Source organism: Xanthomonas nasturtii (assembly GCF_023337365.3).
In the GTDB taxonomy this organism is placed as follows: domain Bacteria; phylum Pseudomonadota; class Gammaproteobacteria; order Xanthomonadales; family Xanthomonadaceae; genus Xanthomonas; species Xanthomonas nasturtii.
Genome location: NZ_CP142084.2, coordinates 3434621 through 3456535, shown reverse-complemented (window position 1 = coordinate 3456535; position 21915 = coordinate 3434621). Strand labels below are relative to the sequence as shown.

17 protein-coding genes and 1 pseudogene are annotated in these 21915 nt (G+C 64.9%); 3 read left to right on the top strand and 15 right to left on the bottom strand.

Features of this window, described 5'->3' with window-relative positions:
- Nucleotides 1-7: 7 nt before the first annotated feature.
- Nucleotides 8-472: a GNAT family N-acetyltransferase gene (locus M3O59_RS15020; protein WP_116905357.1), complete on the top strand. Its 465-nt coding sequence runs from the start codon at nt 8-10 to the stop codon at nt 470-472.
- On the opposite strand, the gene M3O59_RS15015 is transcribed toward M3O59_RS15020, so the two are convergent.
- Together M3O59_RS15015 and M3O59_RS15010 are read right to left on the bottom strand one after the other, a co-directional pair.
- On the bottom strand, nt 384-2552 hold the full coding sequence (locus M3O59_RS15015; protein WP_116905356.1) for a methyl-accepting chemotaxis protein: 2169 nt from the start codon (nt 2550-2552) through the stop codon (nt 384-386). The two genes, M3O59_RS15020 and M3O59_RS15015, sit on opposite strands and share 89 nt — an antisense overlap.
- A 499-nt stretch (nt 2553-3051) precedes the next feature.
- The gene (locus M3O59_RS15010) at nt 3052-3258 is read right to left on the bottom strand and encodes a hypothetical protein (RefSeq protein WP_064634617.1); all 207 of its coding nucleotides are present in this window, start codon (nt 3256-3258) and stop codon (nt 3052-3054) included.
- Between the two features lie 221 nt (nt 3259-3479).
- Here M3O59_RS15010 and M3O59_RS15005 point away from each other — a divergent pair, with 221 nt between their 5' ends.
- On the top strand, nt 3480-4190 hold the full coding sequence (locus M3O59_RS15005) for an rRNA pseudouridine synthase (RefSeq protein WP_249046931.1): 711 nt from the start codon (nt 3480-3482) through the stop codon (nt 4188-4190).
- An 840-nt stretch (nt 4191-5030) separates the two neighbouring features.
- On the opposite strand, the gene M3O59_RS15000 is transcribed toward M3O59_RS15005, so the two are convergent.
- From M3O59_RS15000 to M3O59_RS14985, 4 genes are all read right to left on the bottom strand, one after another.
- The gene (locus M3O59_RS15000) at nt 5031-5435 is read right to left on the bottom strand and encodes a response regulator (protein WP_064634619.1); all 405 of its coding nucleotides are present in this window, start codon (nt 5433-5435) and stop codon (nt 5031-5033) included.
- 78 nt (nt 5436-5513) lie between these two features.
- Nucleotides 5514-5996 carry a hypothetical protein gene (locus tag M3O59_RS14995; protein WP_116905354.1) on the bottom strand — a complete coding sequence of 161 codons (483 nt, stop codon included), beginning with the start codon at nt 5994-5996 and terminating at the stop codon, nt 5514-5516.
- A 138-nt stretch (nt 5997-6134) separates the two neighbouring features.
- Nucleotides 6135-7931 carry a DNA helicase RecQ gene (recQ, locus tag M3O59_RS14990; RefSeq protein WP_116905353.1) on the bottom strand — a complete coding sequence of 599 codons (1797 nt, stop codon included), beginning with the start codon at nt 7929-7931 and terminating at the stop codon, nt 6135-6137.
- A 529-nt stretch (nt 7932-8460) separates the two neighbouring features.
- On the bottom strand, nt 8461-9009 hold the full coding sequence (locus M3O59_RS14985; RefSeq protein ID WP_064634622.1) for a Dps family protein: 549 nt from the start codon (nt 9007-9009) through the stop codon (nt 8461-8463).
- Between the two features lie 102 nt (nt 9010-9111).
- Between M3O59_RS14985 and hrpA the strand changes: the two genes are divergently transcribed.
- A complete protein-coding gene (gene hrpA / locus M3O59_RS14980; RefSeq protein WP_116905352.1) occupies nt 9112-13233 on the top strand; it encodes an ATP-dependent RNA helicase HrpA in 4122 nt (1373 codons plus the stop codon).
- A gap of 144 nt (nt 13234-13377) precedes the next feature.
- Here the strand turns inward: hrpA and M3O59_RS14975 are convergent.
- The 9 genes and pseudogenes from M3O59_RS14975 to pqqA all read right to left on the bottom strand — a co-directional run.
- Nucleotides 13378-14547 (bottom strand): annotated as a pseudogene (locus M3O59_RS14975) (TonB-dependent receptor domain-containing protein); the annotation flags it as partial.
- A 102-nt stretch (nt 14548-14649) separates the two neighbouring features.
- Entirely contained in the window at nt 14650-15684 is a 1035-nt protein-coding gene (locus M3O59_RS14970) for a glucokinase family protein (RefSeq protein WP_249054522.1), read from the bottom strand.
- Between the two features lie 296 nt (nt 15685-15980).
- Complete coding sequence (locus M3O59_RS14965) at nt 15981-17492, bottom strand: PhoPQ-activated pathogenicity-related family protein (protein WP_249054516.1); 1512 nt, start codon at nt 17490-17492, stop codon at nt 15981-15983.
- Nucleotides 17493-17930: 438 nt separating this feature from the next.
- Complete coding sequence (locus tag M3O59_RS14960) at nt 17931-18443, bottom strand: hypothetical protein (protein ID WP_064634627.1); 513 nt, start codon at nt 18441-18443, stop codon at nt 17931-17933.
- Nucleotides 18444-18504: 61 nt separating this feature from the next.
- A complete protein-coding gene (gene pqqE, locus M3O59_RS14955; RefSeq protein ID WP_249054509.1) occupies nt 18505-19623 on the bottom strand; it encodes a pyrroloquinoline quinone biosynthesis protein PqqE in 1119 nt (372 codons plus the stop codon).
- The gene (gene pqqD, locus M3O59_RS14950) at nt 19620-19898 is read right to left on the bottom strand and encodes a pyrroloquinoline quinone biosynthesis peptide chaperone PqqD (protein ID WP_249054502.1); all 279 of its coding nucleotides are present in this window, start codon (nt 19896-19898) and stop codon (nt 19620-19622) included. Before pqqD ends, pqqE begins: the two co-directional genes overlap by 4 nt.
- On the bottom strand, nt 19895-20647 hold the full coding sequence (pqqC, locus tag M3O59_RS14945) for a pyrroloquinoline-quinone synthase PqqC (RefSeq protein ID WP_064634630.1): 753 nt from the start codon (nt 20645-20647) through the stop codon (nt 19895-19897). Before pqqC ends, pqqD begins: the two co-directional genes overlap by 4 nt.
- The gene (pqqB, locus tag M3O59_RS14940; protein WP_249054496.1) at nt 20644-21543 is read right to left on the bottom strand and encodes a pyrroloquinoline quinone biosynthesis protein PqqB; all 900 of its coding nucleotides are present in this window, start codon (nt 21541-21543) and stop codon (nt 20644-20646) included. The genes pqqC and pqqB overlap by 4 nt, the downstream gene beginning before the upstream one ends.
- An 81-nt stretch (nt 21544-21624) precedes the next feature.
- Nucleotides 21625-21705, bottom strand: a complete 81-nt coding sequence (pqqA, locus tag M3O59_RS14935; RefSeq protein ID WP_002812057.1) for a pyrroloquinoline quinone precursor peptide PqqA — start codon at nt 21703-21705, stop codon at nt 21625-21627.
- Nucleotides 21706-21915: the final 210 nt, after the last annotated feature.

Here is a 21915-nt window from a genome sequence, read left to right as displayed (position 1 = left end):
CGCTGTCATGCTGCCGTTGCGCGTTACCACCGAAGCGTCCGAACCCGACGTGGCGCTGATCCACCGGTATCTGTCGCAGCACACCAGCTGGGCCAGGGACATTGGATTGCCCCTGGTGCAGCGTTCGATCGATAACTCGCGCTGTTTTGGCGGTTTCACTGGCAGCGGGCAGGCGGCGTTCGCGCGTGTGGTGTCCGATTACGCCACTTTCGCGTATCTGGGCGATGTCTTCGTGCTGCCCGAGCACCAGGGTAGGGGCTATGGCAACGCGCTGATGGACGCGGTCATGGCGCACCCCAAGCTGCAGGGGCTGCGCCGTTTCAGCCTTGCCACCAGCGACGCGCACCGGCTGTATGCGGCCAGCCAGCGCGCCGTGCAGGTGCTCAGCCGTTGCGAACCTTGTTCAGCAGCTGCGCGACCGGCGCCGCCGCACGGGTGTCTGCGCGACGTGCCTGCCGTGCATCGATCTTGAAGATGGCTACCGCGTCAGTGAGTTGCACGGCCTGTTCTTCCATCGAGCGTGCGGCAGCGGTGGCTTCTTCCACCAGTGCAGCATTTTGCTGGGTGGTTTCATCCATATGGGTGATGGTCTGATTGACCTGTTCGATGCCGGCGGACTGTTCCTGCGATGCCGCCGAAATCTCGCTCATGATGTCGGTGACGCGCTGCACACTGGCTACCACGTCGCCCATGGTCTTGCCGGCGCTGTGCACCAGTGCCGAGCCTTCCGCCACGCGTTGGACGGAATCGTCGATGAGATCCTTGATCTCCTTGGCTGCACCGGACGAACGCTGCGCAAGCGTGCGCACCTCGGAGGCCACCACCGCGAAGCCGCGGCCTTGTTCGCCGGCACGTGCGGCTTCCACCGCGGCGTTCAGCGCCAGGATGTTGGTCTGGAACGCAATGCCGTCGATGACGCTGATGATGTCGGCGATCTTCTTGGACGAGGCTTCGATGCCGGACATGGTTTCCACGACCTTGCCCACCACCTGGCCACCTTGCGAGGCCACACTTGCGGCGCCGATCGCCAGTTGATTGGCCTGGCGTGCGCTCTCGGCATTCTGTTTGACGGTGGATGTCAGCTCTTCCATCGACGCGGCGGTTTCTTCCAGGTTGGCTGCTTGCTGCTCGGTGCGTTGCGACAAGTCCTGGTTGCCGGCCGCAATTTCGCTGGCAGCCGAATTGATCGACACCGCGGACTGCTGGATGTTGCCAACGATCTGCGCCAACTGGCTTGCCGTTGCATTGGCATCGTCGCGCATCTGCGCAAACACGCCGCGGAACTCGCCGCCCATGCGTGCCGTAAGATCGCCCGCGGCGATCGATTGCAGCAAGGCCGACAGCGATTGCAGGTTGCCATCTGCGGTGGACATCAGGTGATTGAGACTCTCGACCATGATGCGGAAATCGAACTGGAAGCGTTCGACATCGCCACGTGCGCTGAAGTCGCCATTGGCCGCCGCCTGCGCAAGATGCTTGATTTCGTGATTCATCGCCGACAGGTTGAGCTTGACCTGCGCCATGGTGTTGCTGAAGACGGCCTTTTCGCCCGGCAATGGCTGCATGTCCTCGGCAAGTTCGCCGATGGCGTAGCGCCCCATGATGCGCGCCAGATCGTTTTGTACCGCGACGTGTGAGGCCACCAGCAGGTTGGTGTCGTTGGCCATGCGGCCGTAGTCGCCCGGGAATGCGGAGGCGTCGATGCGGAAGCTGATCTGGCCGCTATCGTGATGCTTGGCCATGTCGGTCTGCGCGGCAATCAGGTTGCGCAGCTGCAGTTGCATCTTGTCCATGGCCTGCAACAGGCGGCCGGTTTCGTCGGTGGCGGTGGTGTGGACATCGTTGTGCAGATTGCCGCCGGCAATGGCCTCGGCGGTGCGCGTGGCCTGGCTCAACGGCGTGGTCAGGCTGCGCGTGATCAACCAGGCAAGCAGCGCGCTGATGACCAGCGCGGCAATGCCGCCGCTGGCCAGGGTGACCTTGCCGCGGTGCATCGACGCAACGGCGGTTGCATATGCCTCTTTGCTGAGCCGGCGTTCCAGTTCGGCGTTTGCGCGAATGGCGGCCTGTTGCTCGTTCATCGCCGTAGCGGCGGCGCCTTGCAGCAAGGCTTGCGCTTCCTGGTTCTGGTCGTGAATGCCGTATTCGAGAATCTGGTTGTTGAACTTGACCGAGACGTCGCGCTTTTCCTGCACGCGCTTGAGTGCGGCCTTTTCCACGTCGCTGCTGGGCATCGCCGCCAGCGCGTCGTGGGCTTGGTGATAGCGCGTGCGGTTCTGCTCGATCATCGCAAGCGCGGCGCGGTTGGCCGCATCGCCGGAGACCATCACGATATCGCGCAGGCCGATCGCCACGTTGGTATTGGCGTCGAGCATTTCGGAGGACAGCCGGATCCTTTCCATGTTGCTGTTGACGATGGTGTCCAGCTCGTAACGGGCATTGGACATGGTGATCAGGCCGGTGGCCACCAGCAGGCCAGACAAGAGAATCAAAATGCCGAACGCCATTCCCAGGCGACGGCCGACATTGAGGCGTTGCAGAAAGTCATTCATGACCGAATCCAGGTAGTGCAGCTGAGTCGCCTGGTGGATGCGGGGTGCATCGACTCAAGCGTCTTGCCCAGCTAGCGGCCGGATTGCGCGGAGCTAAAGGCCCTCAATCGCAAAATACTTAGCGTCGATTCATTACAGAGTGGAAGTTCCTGACAGCGACTTTGCGCGTCCTGACAGGGATGCTGGAAGCGGAGCAACGAACGGGATTTCGCTGGATCGAAGCGTGCCAGTGGTACAGCGAATTTCCGACGTTTTACCGACATCTGGAGCGCGCGCGTGAAGGTGTTGAAGACCAGCAAGCGGAGCGCGTTGAATGGTCGAGTTCGTCGTTTGGAACCGTAATGCACCGGCGTGCAGCCGTGATGGAAGGCCGATGCGAAGCGCTTTATTCGCGGTGCGGGTGATACCGCGCGCGCTGCAGCACGCATCTTGTGTGCAGCGGTGGTGCATCCCACGCATCGCGCGCAGCCGGCGCGACGCGATGAGGATGGCCTTGCGCTCAGGCTTCCAGTGCGGCAAGCACGTCGGCATGCAGCTGCTCGGCGCCGCTTTCGCTGTTGAAGCGTGCGATGACTTCTTCGCCGGAGATCAGCCCGACCCGAACCGAGTGACAGTAAGAGCCGAAGCTTTCGCCCGCATTGAACGGGTCGCTGATGACGGAGACATGGTTGAGGCGGACCCGCGCGTTGCCGAACTTGATGAACATCTGCAATCTCCTGTGTGAGCGGCGAGTTTCCCACTTTGTTGCGCGGCACAGAAGCATCCGGCGTCAGCGTACGCAGCTGCGCATGCCGGGGACAACGTGCCCGTGGCCGACAGATGGTGCCGGTGCAGCGGTGACAGAGGTGCATCGCTGTGATTGGCAGCGACTCACGCATCCGTTGACCCAGCACGTACACTGCCGTCCCCTGATGCTGAGCTCGCCCGATGTCCGATCCGATCCGTCTCGATAAATGCGTGGCCGCCGTATTCGGTTGCTCGCGTGGCGAGGCTCAGCAGTACATCGAGGGTGGCTGGGTGAGCGTGGACGGGGTGGTGGTCGAAGAGCCGCAGGCGTTGGCGACCGCAGCGCAGGTCACGCTGGCCGAGAATGCGGTGCTGGCACCTGCCGAGCCCGCCACCTTGTTGCTGCACAAGCCGGCAGGGGTGTCCGCCGACGCCGCGCTGGCGCTTGCCACGCCGGCGACGCGCAGCGCGCTGGATCACTCCGACACCCGTGTGCTGAAGCGGCACTTCCTGCGGCTGACGGCGCCGCTGCCGTTGGAAGACGCGGCAAGCGGCCTGCTGGTGCTGAGCCAGGACGGCCGCGTGCTGCGCAGGCTGAGTGCCGATGCCAGCTCCATCGAGCAGGAATTTCTGGTCGAAGTACAGGGCGAATTGCGTCCGTACGGCATGGCGCGGTTGGCGCACGGCCTTGTCTACCAGCAGCGCAGCCTGTCGCCGTGCAAGGTGAGCTGGCAAAACGAAGAGCGCCTGCGGTTTGCAATCAAGAACATGCAGCCTGGCCAGCTGCGCTACATGTGCGGCGAAGTGGGGCTGGAGGTGGTCAGCATTCGCCGCTTGCGCGTGGGCCGGGTGTCGCTGGGCAAGCTGGCGATCGGCGAATGGCGCTATCTGCCGGCGGGCGAGCGGTTCTGATTGCAGCACCTGATGTATGCGGCTGCGTGGCGCTTGTCAGGGCGTGCCGCTGGTGCTGTCTTGGTGTGGCGGGAACAGCCGCAGCATTGGCATGGTGCGATTCGACGGCACTGCGGACTTCTAATGCTGACATGCGCCCTGGCCAGGGCATCTTCCTGATCGCTGCGCAGCGCCTGTTCGATCAATCAAGACGCCAGCGGCATGCCTGACCAAGCAAAGGCCGACTGCGTCGACCGCCGCCTGGGTAAATGCAATGACGCAGCGACGGCGTCGCACGCGTAAGCAGTCGCGGCCGTCACCGTGCGAATGTTATTTCTTGTTGCGCTTTTTCTTGGCGCGCGTGACCAGAAACAGCACAACGGCAATCACGCCGATGACCAGGATGATGAAAGCCGGTGATAGAAACGAATTGTCGCCCATGAGGAACTCCTGACAGTCTTCCGCAGCCCAGTGCTGCAATAACGTTAGCCTAGCGAGCAGGCTGCTTGATCGCGTGAAATACCCTGCATGCGTGCAAGCAGGTACTGAGACTTGATCTATCGGCGAGTGCTTGCGTCGGTTTGCGCTGCGGGCATGCAGCGCTTTGGGCACAGACGTGTACGCGGCAGGGCTACCTGGTGTTACGTCTGGGGATACGCGCCCGGCCGGCGTGCGGTTGCGATGACGCATTTGCGATTTCCGGCGGTGATCCGCAACTAACCATCAGCTGCATCCACTGTATCGGCTAGACGAGCGTTCAGCGCTTGGCGGTGCGCGTGCGCACGCAGGAGATGCGATTACGCCTGAGATGGTCGATTGCCTGACCAGCCACGGGACAAACGCATCGGCTAGCCGACGGTGTTACGCGACCGGAGTGGCCAGCACGCGGTGCTTCGCCATCACGCTGCGGATCGCACTCAGCAGCTGCTCGGGGGTGTAGGGCTTTTCCAGGAAGGCCACACCATCGGGCAGGATCTCTTCCACATACTCGACCGCTAGTCCGGAGGTCAGCAGCACCGGCAGGTTGTAGGGGGCATGTGCCGTCTTGAGCGCCAGATCCACACCGGTCAGCCCGCCCGGAAAATGGATATCGGAAAACAGCACGTCCACGCGCGGGTCGCTTTCGATCAGGGACAACGCTTCTTCGACCGAGCCGGCGCTGCGGCAGGTGAAACCGTAGCTCTCCAGCACAAGGCAGCTGAGTTGGCGGGTGCCGTCGCCGTCTTCGACAACGAATACGACCGGCCGTTCCTTGTTCTGTGACATGCGCGCGTCCCGTAAGGCAAGCCCCATTCTCAGCGATGCGGCAGTGAACCCTCCGTCAATGCAAACGGAGCCGTATGGTTACCAGCCGAGCGGGCCGGGGCCATACCCGCCGGGCGCATAACGCGGGCCAAAAACCGGGCCTTCGCCACGCCCGACACTGATGCTGACGCCGATCTGGTGCGCCTTGCCGTCATCGTCGTAATAGGTCTTGCAGGAGTTCAAATTGACCGCCTGCCAGTTGCTGTTGCCGCCGCGGTTCGAATAGCCCATGCCGGTTTCGACTGCGCCATGCAGCTTGCCCTGGCATTGCTCGGCGCGCTCGGCGGCGATGGATGCAGCGCTGGGCCGCGCCAGTGCCGGCTTGGGGCCGCTCTTGTCGCCGTAGAAGGTGCCCGGCGGGTCGGTGCTGTATTCCGGGTCGGAGCGGTACTGCACCGGCGCTTGCGGAACGCTCAGGTCCAGCGAGCGCGGTGTCGCGGTCTCGGCGCTGCCATCGCTGGCTTGGGCCAATGCGCTGCCGGTGGCGAACAGAGTGACCAGGAGAAGCAGACTGCGTTTCATCGGTTGGACTCTACGAAGGAGGGCTGGCAGCGCGTGCCAGCTAGCTTTGTGAAACTAGCAACGGCTGATTGAATGCGCGCTGTCGATCCTGCGGAGTTTTGTGCCATCGGCGGCGTTGCGGTGACACATGCTGCTGCATCAGCCCTGTTCGCGCACGAGCTCGATCAGCTGCGCGCCGTAACGCGCCAGCTTGCCGCCGCCGATGCCGCCCACCCGCGACAGCGCGTCGATGCTGGTGGGACGTTGTTCGGCGATGTTGCGCAAGGTGCTGTCGTGGAAGATCACAAATGCCGGCACATTCTGTTCCTTGGCCAGCTCTGCGCGCAGGCCGCGCAAGGCGTTGAACAACACCAGGTCCTGGGCCTGCACCGGCAGGCCGGTGCGCTGGGCACCGCGGTCGCGCCCGGCGGCCGGATTTTCGCGCCGCATCATCACCTGGCGCTCGCTCTTGAGCACCTGGCGGCTGGCATCGGTGAGGCGCAGACCGCCGTGGCCCTCGCTATCCACTTCCAGCAGGCTGGCGGCCACCAGCTGGCGAAACACGCCGCGCCAGGTGCGTTCGTCCAGATCGCGGCCGATGCCGTAGGTGCTCAGCTGGTCGTGGCCGAGCTGCTTGATGCGTTCGTTCTCGCTGCCGCGCAGGATGTCGATCAGATGGCCCACGCCGAAGCGCTGGCCGCTGCGATAGACGCAACTGAGCGCTTTCTGCGAGGCCACCGTGGCGTCCCAGGCCGCTGCCGGGGTCAGGCAGTTGTCGCAATTGCCGCAGGGCTTGGGATAGGTCTCGCCGAAACCGGCCAGCAGCACCTGGCGGCGGCATTGCATGGATTCGCAGTAGCCGAGCAGGTGGTCGAGCTTGGCGCGCTCCAGGCGCTTGCGTTCTTCGGCCGCTTCGCCCTGTTCGATCATCTGCTTGAGCAGCACCACATCGCCCAGGCCGTAGCAAAGCCAGGCTTCGGCGGGGTCGCCGTCGCGGCCGGCGCGGCCGGTCTCCTGGTAGTAGCCTTCCAGCGATTTGGGTAGATCCACATGCGCCACGAAGCGCACGTCCGGTTTGTCGATGCCCATGCCGAAGGCGATCGTGGCAGCCATGATGATGCCGTCCTCGCGCAGGAAACGGCGCTGGTTTTCCGCGCGCACCTCGGCCGGCAGGCCGGCGTGGTAGGGCAGCGCAGTGAAGCCCTGCGCGCACAGGTGCTGCGCGGTTTCTTCGACCTTGCGCCGCGACATCGCATAGACGATGCCGGCCGAGCCGCGATAACGCCCCAGGAATTCCTGCAGCTGTTTGCGGGCGTTGTCCTTCTGCACCACGGTGTAGCGGATGTTGGGGCGGTCGAAGGAGCTGACGAAGTGGCGCGCATCCACCAGATCCAGGCGCTCGGCGATTTCGCGCTGGGTCGGCGGGTCGGCGGTGGCAGTCAGCGCCATGCGCGGGATGTGCGGCCAGCGCTCGTGCAGCACGGTGAGCTGGCGATATTCCGGGCGGAAATCGTGGCCCCATTGCGAGACGCAATGCGCCTCGTCGATGGCGAACAGCGCGATGCGGCTACGTTCCAGCAGGGAGAGGAAACGCTGGGTCAACAGCCGTTCCGGCGCGACGTACAGCAGGTCCAGATCGCCGGATAGCAAGGCGCGTTCGACGCGTTGGGCGTTTTCTGCATCCAGGGTGGAATTGAGGAATTCGGCGCGCACGCCGAGCTGGCGCAGCGCTTCGACCTGGTCCTGCATCAGCGCGATCAGCGGCGAGACCACGATGCCGATGCCGTCGCGCAACAGCGCCGGGACCTGGTAGCACAGCGATTTGCCGCCACCGGTGGGCATCAGGACCAGGGCATCGTTGCCGGCAGCGACGTGTTCGACGATGGCCTGCTGTGGGCCGCGGAAGTCGTCGTAACCGAAGACGCGGCTGAGCAGTTCGTGGGCGGGGGAAGACATCCGCCTAGGATACCGCGCGGGTCAAGCCCTGGTTGGTGTCATGCCTGCCGGGTTGCGGACTGGCGGGTCGGGGAACGCCGCGATGCGAGGGTGTGCGCCCAACAGTGCCTGGAAGAGGCGTCCGGCGTTGCATGGTTCTCGTGGCACAGGAGAGGTCAGGTAGGCGTTGCGTCTGAAACGACCCTGGCTCGCGCCGTACCCTCACCCCAACCCCTCCCCGCGCCCCGGCCCGCGCTTGCGGCGCGGGCGCTCCGAGGCACGCGCCCCGGTGGCGCGCAAGCCGTGCCTTCTCGCCCCAGCGGGAGAGGGGCGCGATGTCCGGCATCATGATGATCACATGGCAAAGAAGCAGCGTAGCGCCGAGCAACTTGCCCGCCATGTGCTCCATTGCCGAGAAAGTGACCCCAGTAGCCCCCTGAGTCAGGGGGCGCGCCGAAGGCGCGGGGTGTGGCAGGCAATTGAGCAGGGGCCCAAGGTTTTCGCAACAGCGAAACCTTGGGCAAACCCGAAGGGGCGAAGCCCGAAGGGTTTACTGCAGCAGCGAGCGCAGCATCCAGGCGTACTTTTCGTGGGTCTGCAGGCGCTGGGTCAGCAGGTCCACGGTCGGGTCGTCGCCGGCGTCGTCGGCGGTGCCCAGCACCTTGCGGGCGGTGCGGCAGACCGCTTCGTTGCCGCTGACCAGCTGGCGCACCATTTCACGCCAGTCGGCACTGTCGCTCAGGCCCGGCTCTTCCGCGATCGAGGTCAGCGCAACGAATTCGCGGTAGGAGCCCGGCGCGTTGTAGCCCAGGGCGCGGATGCGCTCGGCCACTTCGTCCAGCGCGGCCCACTGCTCGGTGTACTGGGTTTCGAACATGGTGTGCAGCGAGTTGAACATCGACCCGGTGACATTCCAATGGAAGTTGTGGGTCTTCAGATACAGGGTGAAGGCGTCAGCCATGTAGCGGGCCAGACCGTCGGAGATCTGCTTGCGATCGCTGTCCTTGATCCCGATATCGATATGCGGCGCCGATGCAGCAGCGACCGGCAGGGCGTCGCTGACGACGACGGGCTTGTTGGCGTTCTTTTTCTTGGACATGGGATGGTCCTTGCGGGGTTGATGTCGTAGGGAACTGATATGGCGGCACAATAGACAGGCTAAAGGATCAAACGTCATTCAATCTTTCACATTTCTCCATCAATGAGCGCTATCGATACCGACCTTGCCAACACCTTGCGCGAGCGCCGCCGTGCCGTGGATGGCGCGATGAGCCGCGACCGTGGCCGTTTGCTGGGCCTATGGTCGCGCTGGCAGGGCAAGCCGGGCAACCCGCAGGTGCGCGACGCGTTCGAGCAGGCCCTGGCGGCATCGCTGGCGCAGCGGCAGGCGCGTGCCGAACAGCAGCCCACCATCACGCTGGACAACCAGCTGCCGATCGCGCGCGAGGCCGAGCGCATCATCGCGCTGATCCGCGACCACCAGGTTGTCGTGATCGCCGGCGAAACCGGCTCGGGCAAGACCACCCAGCTGCCCAAGTTGTGTCTGGCGGCCGGGCGCGGTGCCGCCGGCATGATCGGCTGCACCCAGCCGCGCCGGATCGCCGCACGTGCGGTGGCCGCGCGCGTGGCCGAGGAGTTGAAGACCCCGTTGGGCACCACGGTGGGCTTCCAGGTGCGCTTCACTGATCGCGTGAGCGAGCAGTCGCGCATCAAGTTCATGACCGACGGCATCCTGCTGGCCGAAATCGCCAGCGACCGTTGGCTCTCGTCTTACGACACCATCATCGTGGACGAGGCGCACGAGCGCAGCCTCAACATCGATTTCCTGCTGGGCTATCTCAAGCAATTGCTGAGCAAGCGCCCCGACCTGAAGCTGATCGTCACCTCGGCCACCATCGATACCGAGCGCTTCGCGCAGCATTTCGACAATGCGCCGGTGATCAATGTGGAAGGCCGCACCTTTCCGGTGGAAGTGCGCTACCGCCCGCTCGAAGGCGATATGGGCGAAAGCGGTGACGGAGAGCACAGTAACGGGCGCGAGGGCGAGCGCACTGTCAACGATGCGATCGTGGCGGCCATCGATGAAATCACCCGCATCGACCCGCGTGGCGATGTCCTGATGTTCCTGCCGGGCGAGCGCGAGATCCGCGATGCGCACCAGTCGCTGGAACGGCGCAAATACCGCGAAACCGAAGTGGTGCCGCTGTACGCGCGGCTGTCGGCGGCCGATCAGGACCGTGTGTTCAATCCCGGCCCGCGCCGACGCCTGGTGCTGGCCACCAACGTGGCCGAAACCTCGCTGACGGTGCCGCGCATCCGCTATGTGGTGGACCCGGGATTTGCGCGCGTCAAACGCTACAGCCCACGTCAGAAGCTGGACCGCCTGCATATCGAGCCGATCTCGCAGGCCAGCGCCAACCAGCGCATGGGCCGCTGCGGACGCATTGCCGAGGGCATCTGCTACCGGCTGTATGCCGAAGCCGATTTCGCCGCGCGCCCGGCATTTACCGATCCGGAAATTCGACGTTCGTCGTTGTCCGGCGTGATTTTGCGCATGCTGCAGCTGGGACTGGGGCGGATCGAAGACTTTCCGTTCCTGGAAGCGCCGGACGAACGTGCGGTGGCCGATGGCTGGCAGCAGTTGCTGGAACTCGGCGCGATCGATGGCGAACGCCGTCTGACCGCCACCGGCCGCCAGATGGCGCGCCTGCCGGTGGACGTCAAGCTGGCACGCATGCTGGTGGCCGCGCAGCAGCACGGTTGCCTGCGCGAGATGATCATCATTGCGTCCTTCCTGGGCATCCAGGATCCGCGCGAGCGCCCGCCCGAAGCGCGCGAGGCCGCCGATAATGCACATGCGCTGTTTGCCGATGGGCGTTCGGAATTCGTCGGCATCCTGCGTCTGTGGGACGCGTACCGACAGGTGCATGAAGATCTCACCCAATCCAAGTTACGCGACTGGTGCAACCGGCATTTTCTCGGCTTTTTGCGCATGCGCGAGTGGCGCGAGCTGCATCGTCAGTTGCGGCTGCTCTGCGAGGAGCTCGGCTGGAACGAGGAGCCGGCCAATGTGATGCTTGCGCCGCTGCTGGCCGGTGCCAGCGCGCCTGCCCGTGAGGACGGCCACAACGCCAACCGGCCCACGCGCGGGCAGTTGCATCGTGCTGCGCGCCTGGCGCGCGAAGGCAAGCCGGATCCCAACGCAGCGCCTGCGCAACGCGTCCCTGCAGCTGCGAACAAACAGCCCGACCCGGCCGAGGCATCTGCACGGACCAGCGAGCGCGAACGTGCGGCGGCATATCAATCGCTGCATCGTGCGCTGCTGGCAGGCCTGCCGACGCAGATCGGGCATCGCACCGAAAAGGGCGATTATCTGGCGGCCCGGCAACGTCGCTTCGTGCCGTTTCCGGGTTCTGCGCTGGCGCGCAAGCCGCCGCCGTGGATCCTGGCTGCCACGCTGCTGGACACGCAAAAGGTCTGGGGCATGACCAACGCGGCGATCGAGCCGGACTGGGCCATCGCCGAACTGGGGCACCTGCTTGCGCGCAAGCACTTCGATGCGCATTGGTCGCGTGCACAGGGGCAGGTGGTCGCCTCCGAGCAGATCAGTCTGTTCGGGCTGGTGCTGGCGCCGAAGAAGCCGGTGCATTACGGCAAGATCGACCCGGCCGCCGCGCACGACCTGTTCGTGCGCCAGGGCCTGGTGACCGGCGAGATCAACTCGCGCGCGGCCTTCGTGGCCGATAACCTCAAGGTGCTGGAGCAGGCGCGCGAAGAAGAGGCCAAGCTGCGGCGTGCCGGCATCGTGGCCGACGAAGGCTGGCAGGCGCGCTGGTATCTGGATCGCATTCCGGCCGAGTTGCATTCGGCCAGTGGGCTGGACGCGTGGTGGAAGACCTTGCCGCCCGACAAACGCCGCAGCCTGCATTGGAGCTTGAACGATCTGCTGCCCGGCGAAGGCAGCGAGGCCGACCGCTTTCCGAAGTACTTCCCGCTTGGCGATGCGCGGCTGCCGCTGCATTACCGCTTCGAGCCCGGTGCCATCGATGACGGCGTCACCCTGGATGTGCCGTTGCACCTGCTCAACGCGCTGGATCCGGCCCGCCTGTCGTGGCTGGCGCCGGGCTTCGTTGCCGACAAGGCGTCTGCATTGATTCGCAGCCTGCCCAAGGCGCAGCGCCGCAACTATGTGCCGGCGCCGGACTTCGGGCGTGCGTTCTACGAGGCCTACTGCGTTGCTTCGGCCGACGATATCCGCGGCGAGCTGGCGCGCTTTTTGACCAAGGCCACCGGCACGCAAGTGGCAGCGCTGGATTTCGATGACGACGCGCTGGACACCCATCTGCTGATGAACCTGCGCCTGCGCGACGACGACGGCAAGGTGCTGGCCGAGTCGCGCGACCTGGACGGGCTGCGTGCGCGCTTCGGCGAACGTGCCGGCCAGGCGTTTGCCGCGCGTGCCGGGCGTGCGCTGGCTGCCGAAGGCCTGCGCGATTTTCCGAGCACGCCGATTCCCGAGCAGGTGGCAGGCGAGGCCGGTGTGCCGGCGTACCCGGCGCTGGTGGATCAGGGCGATAACGCAGCGCTGCGTATTTTCGCCGACCGCAACGAGGCGGCGCGTGCGCATCCGCGCGGCGTGCGCCGCCTGCTGGGAATCGCGTTGGCCGACAAGATCAAGCAGGCGCGCAAGCAACTGCCGGTGTCGCCCAAGACCGGGCTGCTGTATGCGTCAATCGAATCGCAGGAACGCCTGCGCGGCGATCTGGTCGATGCCGCGCTCAATGCGGTGCTGGCCGATGGCTTGGGCGCCATTCGCGACCCCGGCGCGTTTGCGCAGCGCCGCGACGATGCGATCAAGCGGCTGTTCGGCGAAGCGATGGAACGCTTGAAGCTGGCCGAAAGCATCCTGAGTGCAGTGGCCGAACTCAAGCCGTTACTGGAAGCGCCGTTGATGGGCTGGGCACGCGGCAATCTGGACGATATGGAACAGCAACTGCGCGCGCTGGTGCATGCCGGCTTCCTGCGCGACACGCCGGCCGAAGCGTTGGCCAATTATCCGCGCTACCTCAAGGCGATGATCCTGCGCACCGAACGTGCCAAGCGCGATCCTGCGCGCGACCAGGCGCGCATGCTCGAGCTCAAGCCCTTCGTGGATGCGCTGGATGACGCGGCCGCGCGCGGTTTGCGGCAGCGCGAGGAATGGCAATCGCTGCGCTGGGATCTGGAAGAGCTGCGCGTGTCGGTGTTTGCGCAGGAGTTGGGTGCCAAGTCGGGTGTGTCTGCGAAGAAATTGTCGCAGCGCGTCGCAGCGCTGCGGAGCTGAGCTGCATCTGACGTGTGGCAGCGCCTCGCCCGTAGTCGGATGCACTCGCCGAATCAGGAACGCACCACGCGCACGCCGGCCGCTCCGATCGCATCGGGCGGTCGGCGCGGCTTGCAGTTCACACGGCCGACACGTCGTCGCCGTGGTGTCGGCTGTGCCGTTGGCATAGGTGTAGTTGGCGGTCAGGCCGAAGCCGCTGTCGCCGAACGGTTGCTGGGAGGAGATGTTGAAGCCCTTGACCTTGCCGTCGCCGGCGTTGCGTGGCCGCTGGATGCTGTTGTCGCAGTAGCCATCCGCCGTGCAGCCAGTGCTGCCGAGCAATTGCGCCCAGCTCTGCGGCGCGATGTCGCCTAGCGCGTTGTACTGGCGCTCCACGCTGGCGCTGGTATCGATGTAGTTGTCGATCTTCTTGTAGAACAGCGACCACGCCACCACAGCTTGCTGGGCGAAGGTGTACTCGGCAGAGAGATTGAGGTTCCAGGATTCGTACGGCGCCAGCTCTGCATTACCGCCACTGCCGGTCAAGGTGGTGGCGTTGAGGAAGGTGTGGTTGACCATCTGGTCGTACGGTGCCCAGGCGATGACCTTGGCCGCAGCGAAGCGAAACACCCAGTCATCGCTGGTGTCGTACGACAGCGCGTCGGTCCACGCGTTCTTCGTAATGCTGCGCCGACACCGCAATGCCGAAGGTGTCGGCAGCGTTTTTCCAGCTGTAGAGCAGTGCTGCATTAGGGTTGCCCTGACTGGCCTGGTCGCTGTAGCTGTAGCCGATGGAGGCGGCCACCTCGCTGGCCTTCAGATCCAGCGGTTGCCGCGTGTGCATCAGCACGGTGCCGCCCAGGCTGCCCTCGGTGAGGCGCGCTTCGGACGATTTGAAAATTTTTGCACGGCCCAGGATTTGCGGAGCCAGCAGGGTGTAATCGAAGCCCGACTGGGCTGTTCGCCGTACAACCAGATCGCTTGCGCCACCGGGTGCCCGTCCAGAAACGACAGATTGAGGCAGGGGTTGGTGCCATCGATACTCACGTGCTCGCCTTGCCTGAAGCGCCTGTCCAGGGTGACGCCAGGATTCTGCGAGAGGGCTTCGGCCATCTTGGTGCTGGGAAACTTGCCGATGTCTTCGGCGGTGATCGCCTCGGAAATGCCGGTGTTGTTGCGCTTGGTGTCGAGCGATTTTTCCAGGCTGGCACGGATGCCGACCACCTGGACGGGGTCCAGGTCGGTGGCTTGCGCGTCACCGCTGTCCTGGGCCTGCGCAGCGAATGCCAGCGACAGGGCAATGGCGCTGGATAGCAGGGTCAGTCTGTAGTTCATGATGTCTCTCCTCATCACGCACAGGGATGGACGGCGGGCGATTGCTCGCCGGATGCGGGGTCTTGCAGACGCGCGCTCGGGGTGAAGCGCGTGGTGGTTCGCTTACGACACGTCGGTGCGGTGTTGCAGATACCAATTGGCCGCGCCGAGCACGCCCAGTTGCCCGTGCTCGACCAACTTGACCGGGATGCGTTCGAGCACCGCGCGCATGTTGCCCTTGGCCAGGAAACGTTCGCCGAATGTGCTGCCGAGCAGAAACTGGCCGATCGTGGGCAAGATGCCGCCAGCCAGATAGATGCCGCCGGCGGCGCCGTAGGCCAGCGCCATGTCGCCGACCGCACTGCCCAGCAAGCCGCAGAACAGCTGCAGGCATTCGCGCGCGCGCGCGTCGTCTTCATGCAGCGCGGCGTGGGTGATTGCAGCGGGCAGACGATGGCGCGGCGTTGCAGCGTGCAGCTCGCAGACGGCGTTGTAGAGGTGCAGCAGGCCCGGCCCGGAGAGCACGTGCTCGAGCGGCAGATACTGCCGGCCACGCAACAGGATCTGCAGCAGTGAACGCTCGTGCTCGTGCGTGCTGGCCAGCGCGACCTGGCCGGCCTCGGTGGCCAGCACGATCGCGCGTGGGTTTGCATCGATCCACACCGCCGCCCCCAAGCCGGTGCCGGGGCCGACCACCAGAATCGGCCCGCTGGCACGCGCATGGCGCGGGGTCGGGCCGCTCAGTTGCAGCACGGCGCGTTGGTCCATCTGCGGCGCGGCATAGGCGACTGCTTCGAAGTCGTTGACCAGGTGCACGTTGCGCACCGCCAGCGCGGCGCCGATGCGGCTGGGCGAGAGCGTCCACGGCAGGTTGTTGCTGATGAAGCTGCCGTCGTCCAGCGCCACACCGGCACTGGCGATCACCACCGCATCGATGCCGTGTACCTGCTGCAGAAAGTCGGCGAGGATGGCTTCCAGGCTGGCGTGCTCGGCGCACCGGTAGGTGCGGTAATGCGATAGCTCCAAGCCTGCATTGCTTGCCTGCAGCATGTGACCGACACGCACATGCGTACCGCCGACATCGGCGGCGATGAAGCTGGTGGCAGTGGGAGCAGCAGGCGAGGCAGAGGCGTAAGCGGAACGCGAAGTCGCAGCCACATTCAATCCTTTGGTCTGTCTGATCGGCCGATGCCGTCAGCGCGTACGGGCCTGTGTAGGAGCTGCTGACAACGATGTCAATGGATCAGTCAGGTTGGATCGATCTTGCTGGCGTACTCAAGCGCCAAACGTGCCGCCTGGCATTGTCTATGCGGCCTTCGTTGCGAAAAACGGACATGCGTCCAGTTTGATCACCAGCTGGCGTCCAAAGCGGACCCTGCAATCGATGCATCGCTATAGGCCGAGCGCGGCACGCTCCAGTCAGCCACGTCATGAATGGAGGTGTGACGACCGCTTCAGCGCGCAGTAGCGCCATTGGCAGTGCCAGGCAAGGTGCTGCAGGCCGCGTCGTCGGTAGGCGGTGCCTGCGTGGGGTAGCGCTGCTTGCCCAGCACGTAGGTCTGGCTGGTGGCAACGAATCCATCCGCATAGGTGGCTTCAACGAAATACGCGCTCCAGCCGGCCTGCGCAACCTGCACCGGCACCGAGACCGTGCTGCTGCCGTTGAGCGTGATCGGCGTGGCGCTGTAGCGAATGCCGCAGGCATAGCGGAAGTCGCGTGCCCGTGGATTGTTGGCGCTCCATAGCTGCAAGTGCGTCGGGCGTTCGGAGGAGCGGAAGCGAATCTGCGGCGCCTCGCTCATCCGCAAGGCATCGCTCACCTTCGGTAGCGGACGCTGCTGCTGCAGGCGCGTGATAAACGGCGCCAGCGTGTCGACGATGGAGGCGCGGATGTTGTGCGCACTGTTGGGCAGCACGCGCAGCGCCTTGCTGCCGGGCAGCGCATTGTAGAAAAACTGGGTGTTGTCCGGCAGGAAGAAGTCGTCGCCGCTGGCGTTGACGATGTACTTGGGAACTGCCAGCCGCTTGCGGTACGGCGTGTGCAAATAGCTCAGCGGATCCTGCAGCTGTACCAATTGCGCAAAGGCCGGCGTCTGCAGTTGCGAGGTGATTCCCTGCTTTGCATAGGCGTTGAAGGCAATCGGCCAGTTGCCGCCATAGGTACGGGACATATGCTCCAACACCGCGGGCATGTTGAGGATGTCGATCACCAACGGCACCACCGCGTCCACGCGCTGGTCGGCGATGGTGGCGTGCCAGCTGGCCCAGCCGCGTTTGGAGGCGCCGGCAAGCACGAAGCGATGGATCCGTAACGGTGCCAGTTCGCGCTCGGCCAGGCTCATGGTGCGTGCAATCGCCGCCGCCATTGGCACGTGCAACGGCATGGTCTTGCGCTGCTGCGGCGCCTGCAGGAACAGCGACCAGCTATAGGCCACGCTGTCGTCTTCGCGCCGTGGGCTGGCATCGCCCTGATACCTCAGCGCCTGGTTGGGAATATCGCTGAGCGCAATCACCACGGTGCGGGTGCGTTGCGCCAGTGTTGCCAGCGCCTCGGGCTGCAGCTCATTGGCCAGCTGCGCCGCGCTGCCAGCCCCGGGATGACGCGTGCCGTTGGTTGAGATCAACACTGCGCGCGTGGGCAAGGCGTCCTTCGGCACGTAGATCGCCACATCGTGCTGCCAGCGTGCCGGCGTGACCAGTCCTTCGGGCGACCAGTCTTGCGAGGTCAGCAGGTAATCGCGCCGCTCGACACCGGCAACGCTGCTGGTGGCAACGCGCGTGTAGAGCAGCGGTTGTTGTTCGATCGCATCGTGATAACACACCAACGCCTGGCCGAAGCCGCCCTCGGGTGCATGCGCGCAGCGCTCCGCTGGCGAAGCCGTGGTGGTGACCGCAGCCGCAGCGGCGCCGCTAAACAGAAACAGCGAGGCGACCAGGGCGACGCTGCAACGGGTGATCGAGCGCATGCACGTTCTCCAGGTGGCGTTTTTCTGCCAGTGTTTGCTGCAAGCCAATCGGTGCCGGAGGCGACGCGGCCAGCAGTCGCGTCAGGCGGGTGGATGGCACAGCTTGAACGGGAGTGTACGCGTGGTATCTATCGCGAACGAGTACACCACCTATCGCTGCCGAACAGGGTGCGTGTGTGCGTTGCTGACTGCGATGATCCGGTGCGCCGCGTCCGTGTGCCGAGCGTGGCGTGTGTGCGACTACACCACGCACGTCTGCGGCACCCCCGCCGGGGATCAGCGTTACCTCTTTCATGCACTGTATTGCAGCGAGCGAGAATCCAGCGGCCGCAGTTGCAATGTCGCGGGCGCAACGCGCAGCGGCCGGATTTGCGTGCTGCGCTCTGGTTGCAAGCGCGGCGACCGCCATGGGCAGCCGCGCAGCGCTGGTTGGTGCGCTTACTTGATCCGCCGCACCTTGGCCGGGGTGTTGTAGCCTTCGATCTGCAGATACCACACGCCGACCAGGCCCGGTTTGATCTTGACCTTGGGCGCATCCTTACGCACACCGGCCAGGCTGGCCGCATCGGTTTGCTCCCAGTCCTGACCGTTGGCCAGCGTGTAGACGCGACCTTTCGAAAAGCCCCTGAACTCGCCAACAATCGTGCTCTCGATCGGCTCCTTGCTGCCGAAGTCGAAGAAGCCGCGGTTCTTGACGATGACTTCCTGGCGGCCGGCTTCCTTGGCCTGCTCGACCACCACCGCGGCCTCCTTGGCGACCTTGCCCTGCAGCCAATCGTTGAGGGCGGCCAGTTCGTTGGCATCGAGCTTGTCCAGGCCGGCGGCCTTGAACTGTTCGGCACTCATCTGCGACTGCAGATCGCCTTGCACGGCGCGTTGCGCCAGGGCGGGGGCGGCATGCAACGCCAGGGTCAGGCAAACCAGCAGGGGAATGCGGCGCGCGAGCGACATGGAAGCCATCCAAGGAAGAAGAGAGGGCTAGTGTAGACGCTGTTGTGCCGGCCGACGCCGCTTATTCCAGCGTGTCCGCAGTGGCTGGTGCCGAGCGGGCCGGGCGGCGGTAAATGAACTCCGGTGCCGGCGATGCGGCCTCACGTTCGGCAGTTGCGCGCACCTGCCCATGTGCGGGCGAACGTTCGCAGACCGGGTCCAGCGTGGCGGCATCGCCGCTGAGTGCCAGTGCCTGGCAGCGACAGCCGCCCCAATCGATCTCGCGCTTGGGGCAGCCCTGGCAGACCTCGGGCATCCAGGCAGTGCCACGGAAGCGCACGAAGGCCTCCCCGTTGTTCCAGATATCGGCCAGCGAGCGCTCGCGCAGATTGTCAAAGCGCATGCCCTCGATGGTTTCGGCCGCATGGCAAGGCAGCACGTCGCCGCGCGGAGAAATATTGACGAAGCGCTGCCCCCAGCCGCCCATGCACGGCTTGGGCTGGCGCGCGTAATAATCGGGGGTGACGAAGTCGATCGCCAGGCGATCGCCGAGCTCGCGGCGTGCGGTTTCCACCGCCTCGATGGTGGCCATCAGCTGCGCGCGGCTGGGCATCAGCGCCGCGCGATTGCGCAGGCCCCAGCCGTAGTACTGGGTATGTGCCACTTCGATGCGCTCGGCCTGCCACTCCAGCGCCAGCGCGATCATGCCGGGCACGCGCTCGGCGTTATGGCGGTGCAGCACCGCGTTGAGCGTCAGCGGCAGGCCGCGCGCGTGTACGGCGGCGGCGAATTCGCGCTTTTTCGACAGGCTATTGCGGTAGCCGGCGATGCGATCGGCGCCGGCCGGGTCGACGTCCTGCACGCTCAGCTGCACATGTTCCAGCCCGGCAGCCTGCAATTGGTCCAGCATCGGCTCGCCGCCAGCGACACCGGAGGTAATCAAATTGCTGTACAGCCCCAGCGCGCGCGCATGCGCCACCAGCTCGGGCAGGTCCTTGCGCAGCATCGGCTCGCCGCCGGAAAAATGCGCCTGCAGTACACCCATGTCGGCCGCTTGCCGCAGCAACGAGCGCCAGCCGGCGGTGTCCATTTCCTCGCGCAGGGCGGCCAGTGCGATGGGGTTGGAGCAATACGGGCAGGCCAGCGGGCAACGGTGGGTCAGCTCCAGCAACACCGACAGCGGTGGCGGTGCAATGTTCATAGCCGCAGCAAACGCTTTTGATGCAGGGTGCCGGTGAGTTCGATCACATCCAGCTCGATAACCGCCGCATCCGCATCGAATTCTGTGGCCAGCTCCTGCGCAATCTGCGCCAGCGAGCGCGTGCCATCAAAGCGTTGCGCCACCACCAAGGCGATCTCGTCCAGCTCGACCACGCGCTCGGGCGCCAGCAGCACCCATTGGTCGCGTGCGCGGTCGTGTTGCAGGCGCACGCCTGCGCGCAGGGCCGGCTGGCTATCGCGGGTAATGCTGCTCACGCAGCGGCTCGGCTGGCGTCGCGGTCCGGCACGAAGGCGTCCGGCCACACGATACCGGGGGCGACATAGGCCACGTGTAATGCATCCAGCTGTGCCCACAGCACCGAGCATTTGAAGTGCAGTGCGGCCTTGACCAGCGCCTGTTTTTCGACCGTGTCGGCGTGCTGCTTGACATAGTCGAGCGCAAAGTCCGAATCGCGCGGCGCTTCGGTCAGACGATGCTCGAAATAGGCCAAGGCCTCGGACGACACGAAGTCGTAATGCTTGAGCATGCCGGCCACGCGCTGGCCAATGATGTTGGGCGCAAACAACTCGGTCAGCGAGGAGGCGATCGCTTCGAGCAGGCTTTTTTCGCGCACGAACTGCAGGTACGCCTGCACTGCAAAGCGCGTGCCGGGCAGCAACGCACGGCCCGATTCCACCAGTGTGCGGTCCAGGCCCAGCGCATCGGTGAGATGCAGCCAGCGCGCGATGCCGCCATCGCTGGCGCTATTGCCGTCGTGATCGAGGATGCGCTGCCGCCAGATCCGCCGCAGCGCCGGGTCTTCCATGCGCGCCAGAATCGCGGCGTCCTTCAGCGGAATGCAGCGCTGGTATTCGAAGCGGTTCAAGGCCCAGGCCTGCACCTGCCCACGATCGAGCTTGCCATGGTGCAACAGCGCATGGAACGGATGCTGGTCGTGATACAGACGCGCGCCGATGGCACGCAGGTCCGCTTCCAGTTGGTCGGGGCTGAGCAGGGCGGTCACAGGGCGATCTCCAGGCCGTCGTGTGCAACTTCCCAACCGCTGGCGCGCGCATGGGCGAACTCGGGCGACCGGGTGTTGAGCACGGGATTGGTAGTGTTGAGATGGATGAAGATTTTGCGTGCCACGTCCAACGCAGCGAATGCGGCGATGGTGCCGTCGGGGCCATCGATGCTCATGTGGCCCATGCGTTGGCCGGTCTTCTGGCTGACACCCAGCTGCACCATTTCGTCGTCGCGCCACAGCGTGCCGTCGAAGAACAGCAGTTCGGCGCCGTGCAGGCGTGCACGCAGTGCGTCGGTCATCGCCGCGCAGCCGGGAATGTAGTGCACGCGGTGGCTGCCATCGTCGATGGTGAGCCCGAGGGTTTCTTCATTGGAGCCGGCAAGGTCGCCGCCGCTGCGCGATTCCATGAACAACGGCACCTTGCCGGGCACCGAGAACGGGGTGAGTTGCAGCCCGCACAGCGCCAGCGGCGTGTCCAGCGCGAATGGCTGCCGGGTCACGTGCTGCGGGTTGACGGCATCGAAAATCGGGTTCTGCGCGAGCAGATCCAGCACGCGGCTGCTGGCATGCAGCGAGAACGGCTGGCTTTCGCGCATCGAAAGCAGCCCGGCGATATGGTCGATCTCGCCACTGGTGAGCAGCACCGCTTCGATCGGCGAATGCCGCAAGCCATGCTGCGGCCACAATGGCGGCGTTGCGAGGATTTGTTGACGGAAATCGGGGGAGGCGTTGATCAGCACCCAGCGCTCGCCATCGGCACTGACTGCGATACTGGCCTGGGTACGACGCTGGGCACCGTCTGCTTGCTGCCACGCCCGCAGACTCGCGGGGGTGTGGCAATTCCACTGCGGGTGCCCACCGCCGGCCGCCGATCCTAAAACAATGATGCGCATGGAGAACTGTTACCTAAGCTGCCGGCTGTACCGGTCATGCATCAAGAGGAAGGGCGGCAGGTGCGCGTGAAACTTGCCGGATCAAAACTCGCCGGAGACGTAGCAGTTGATTTCGGCGCCACAATTGACTTCACGAACGACAGGCTTCTTCCAGGTCTTCATTCGGCTACCTCGCAGTTGGGAAAAACGTCGTTGGCTGCCGGATGCAGCACACGACGTGGGTTGAGCATAGGCAGCCGGTTTGGCGCAGTTGTAAAGAGCATGTAAAAAGGTGCCGCAACGCTCCTTGTCGCGCGCAACGCTCTGCCGTTTTCCGCATCGAGCGGTTACGAATCAAGACGTTGCCGGGTGAACCGGGAATAAGCACGGCGG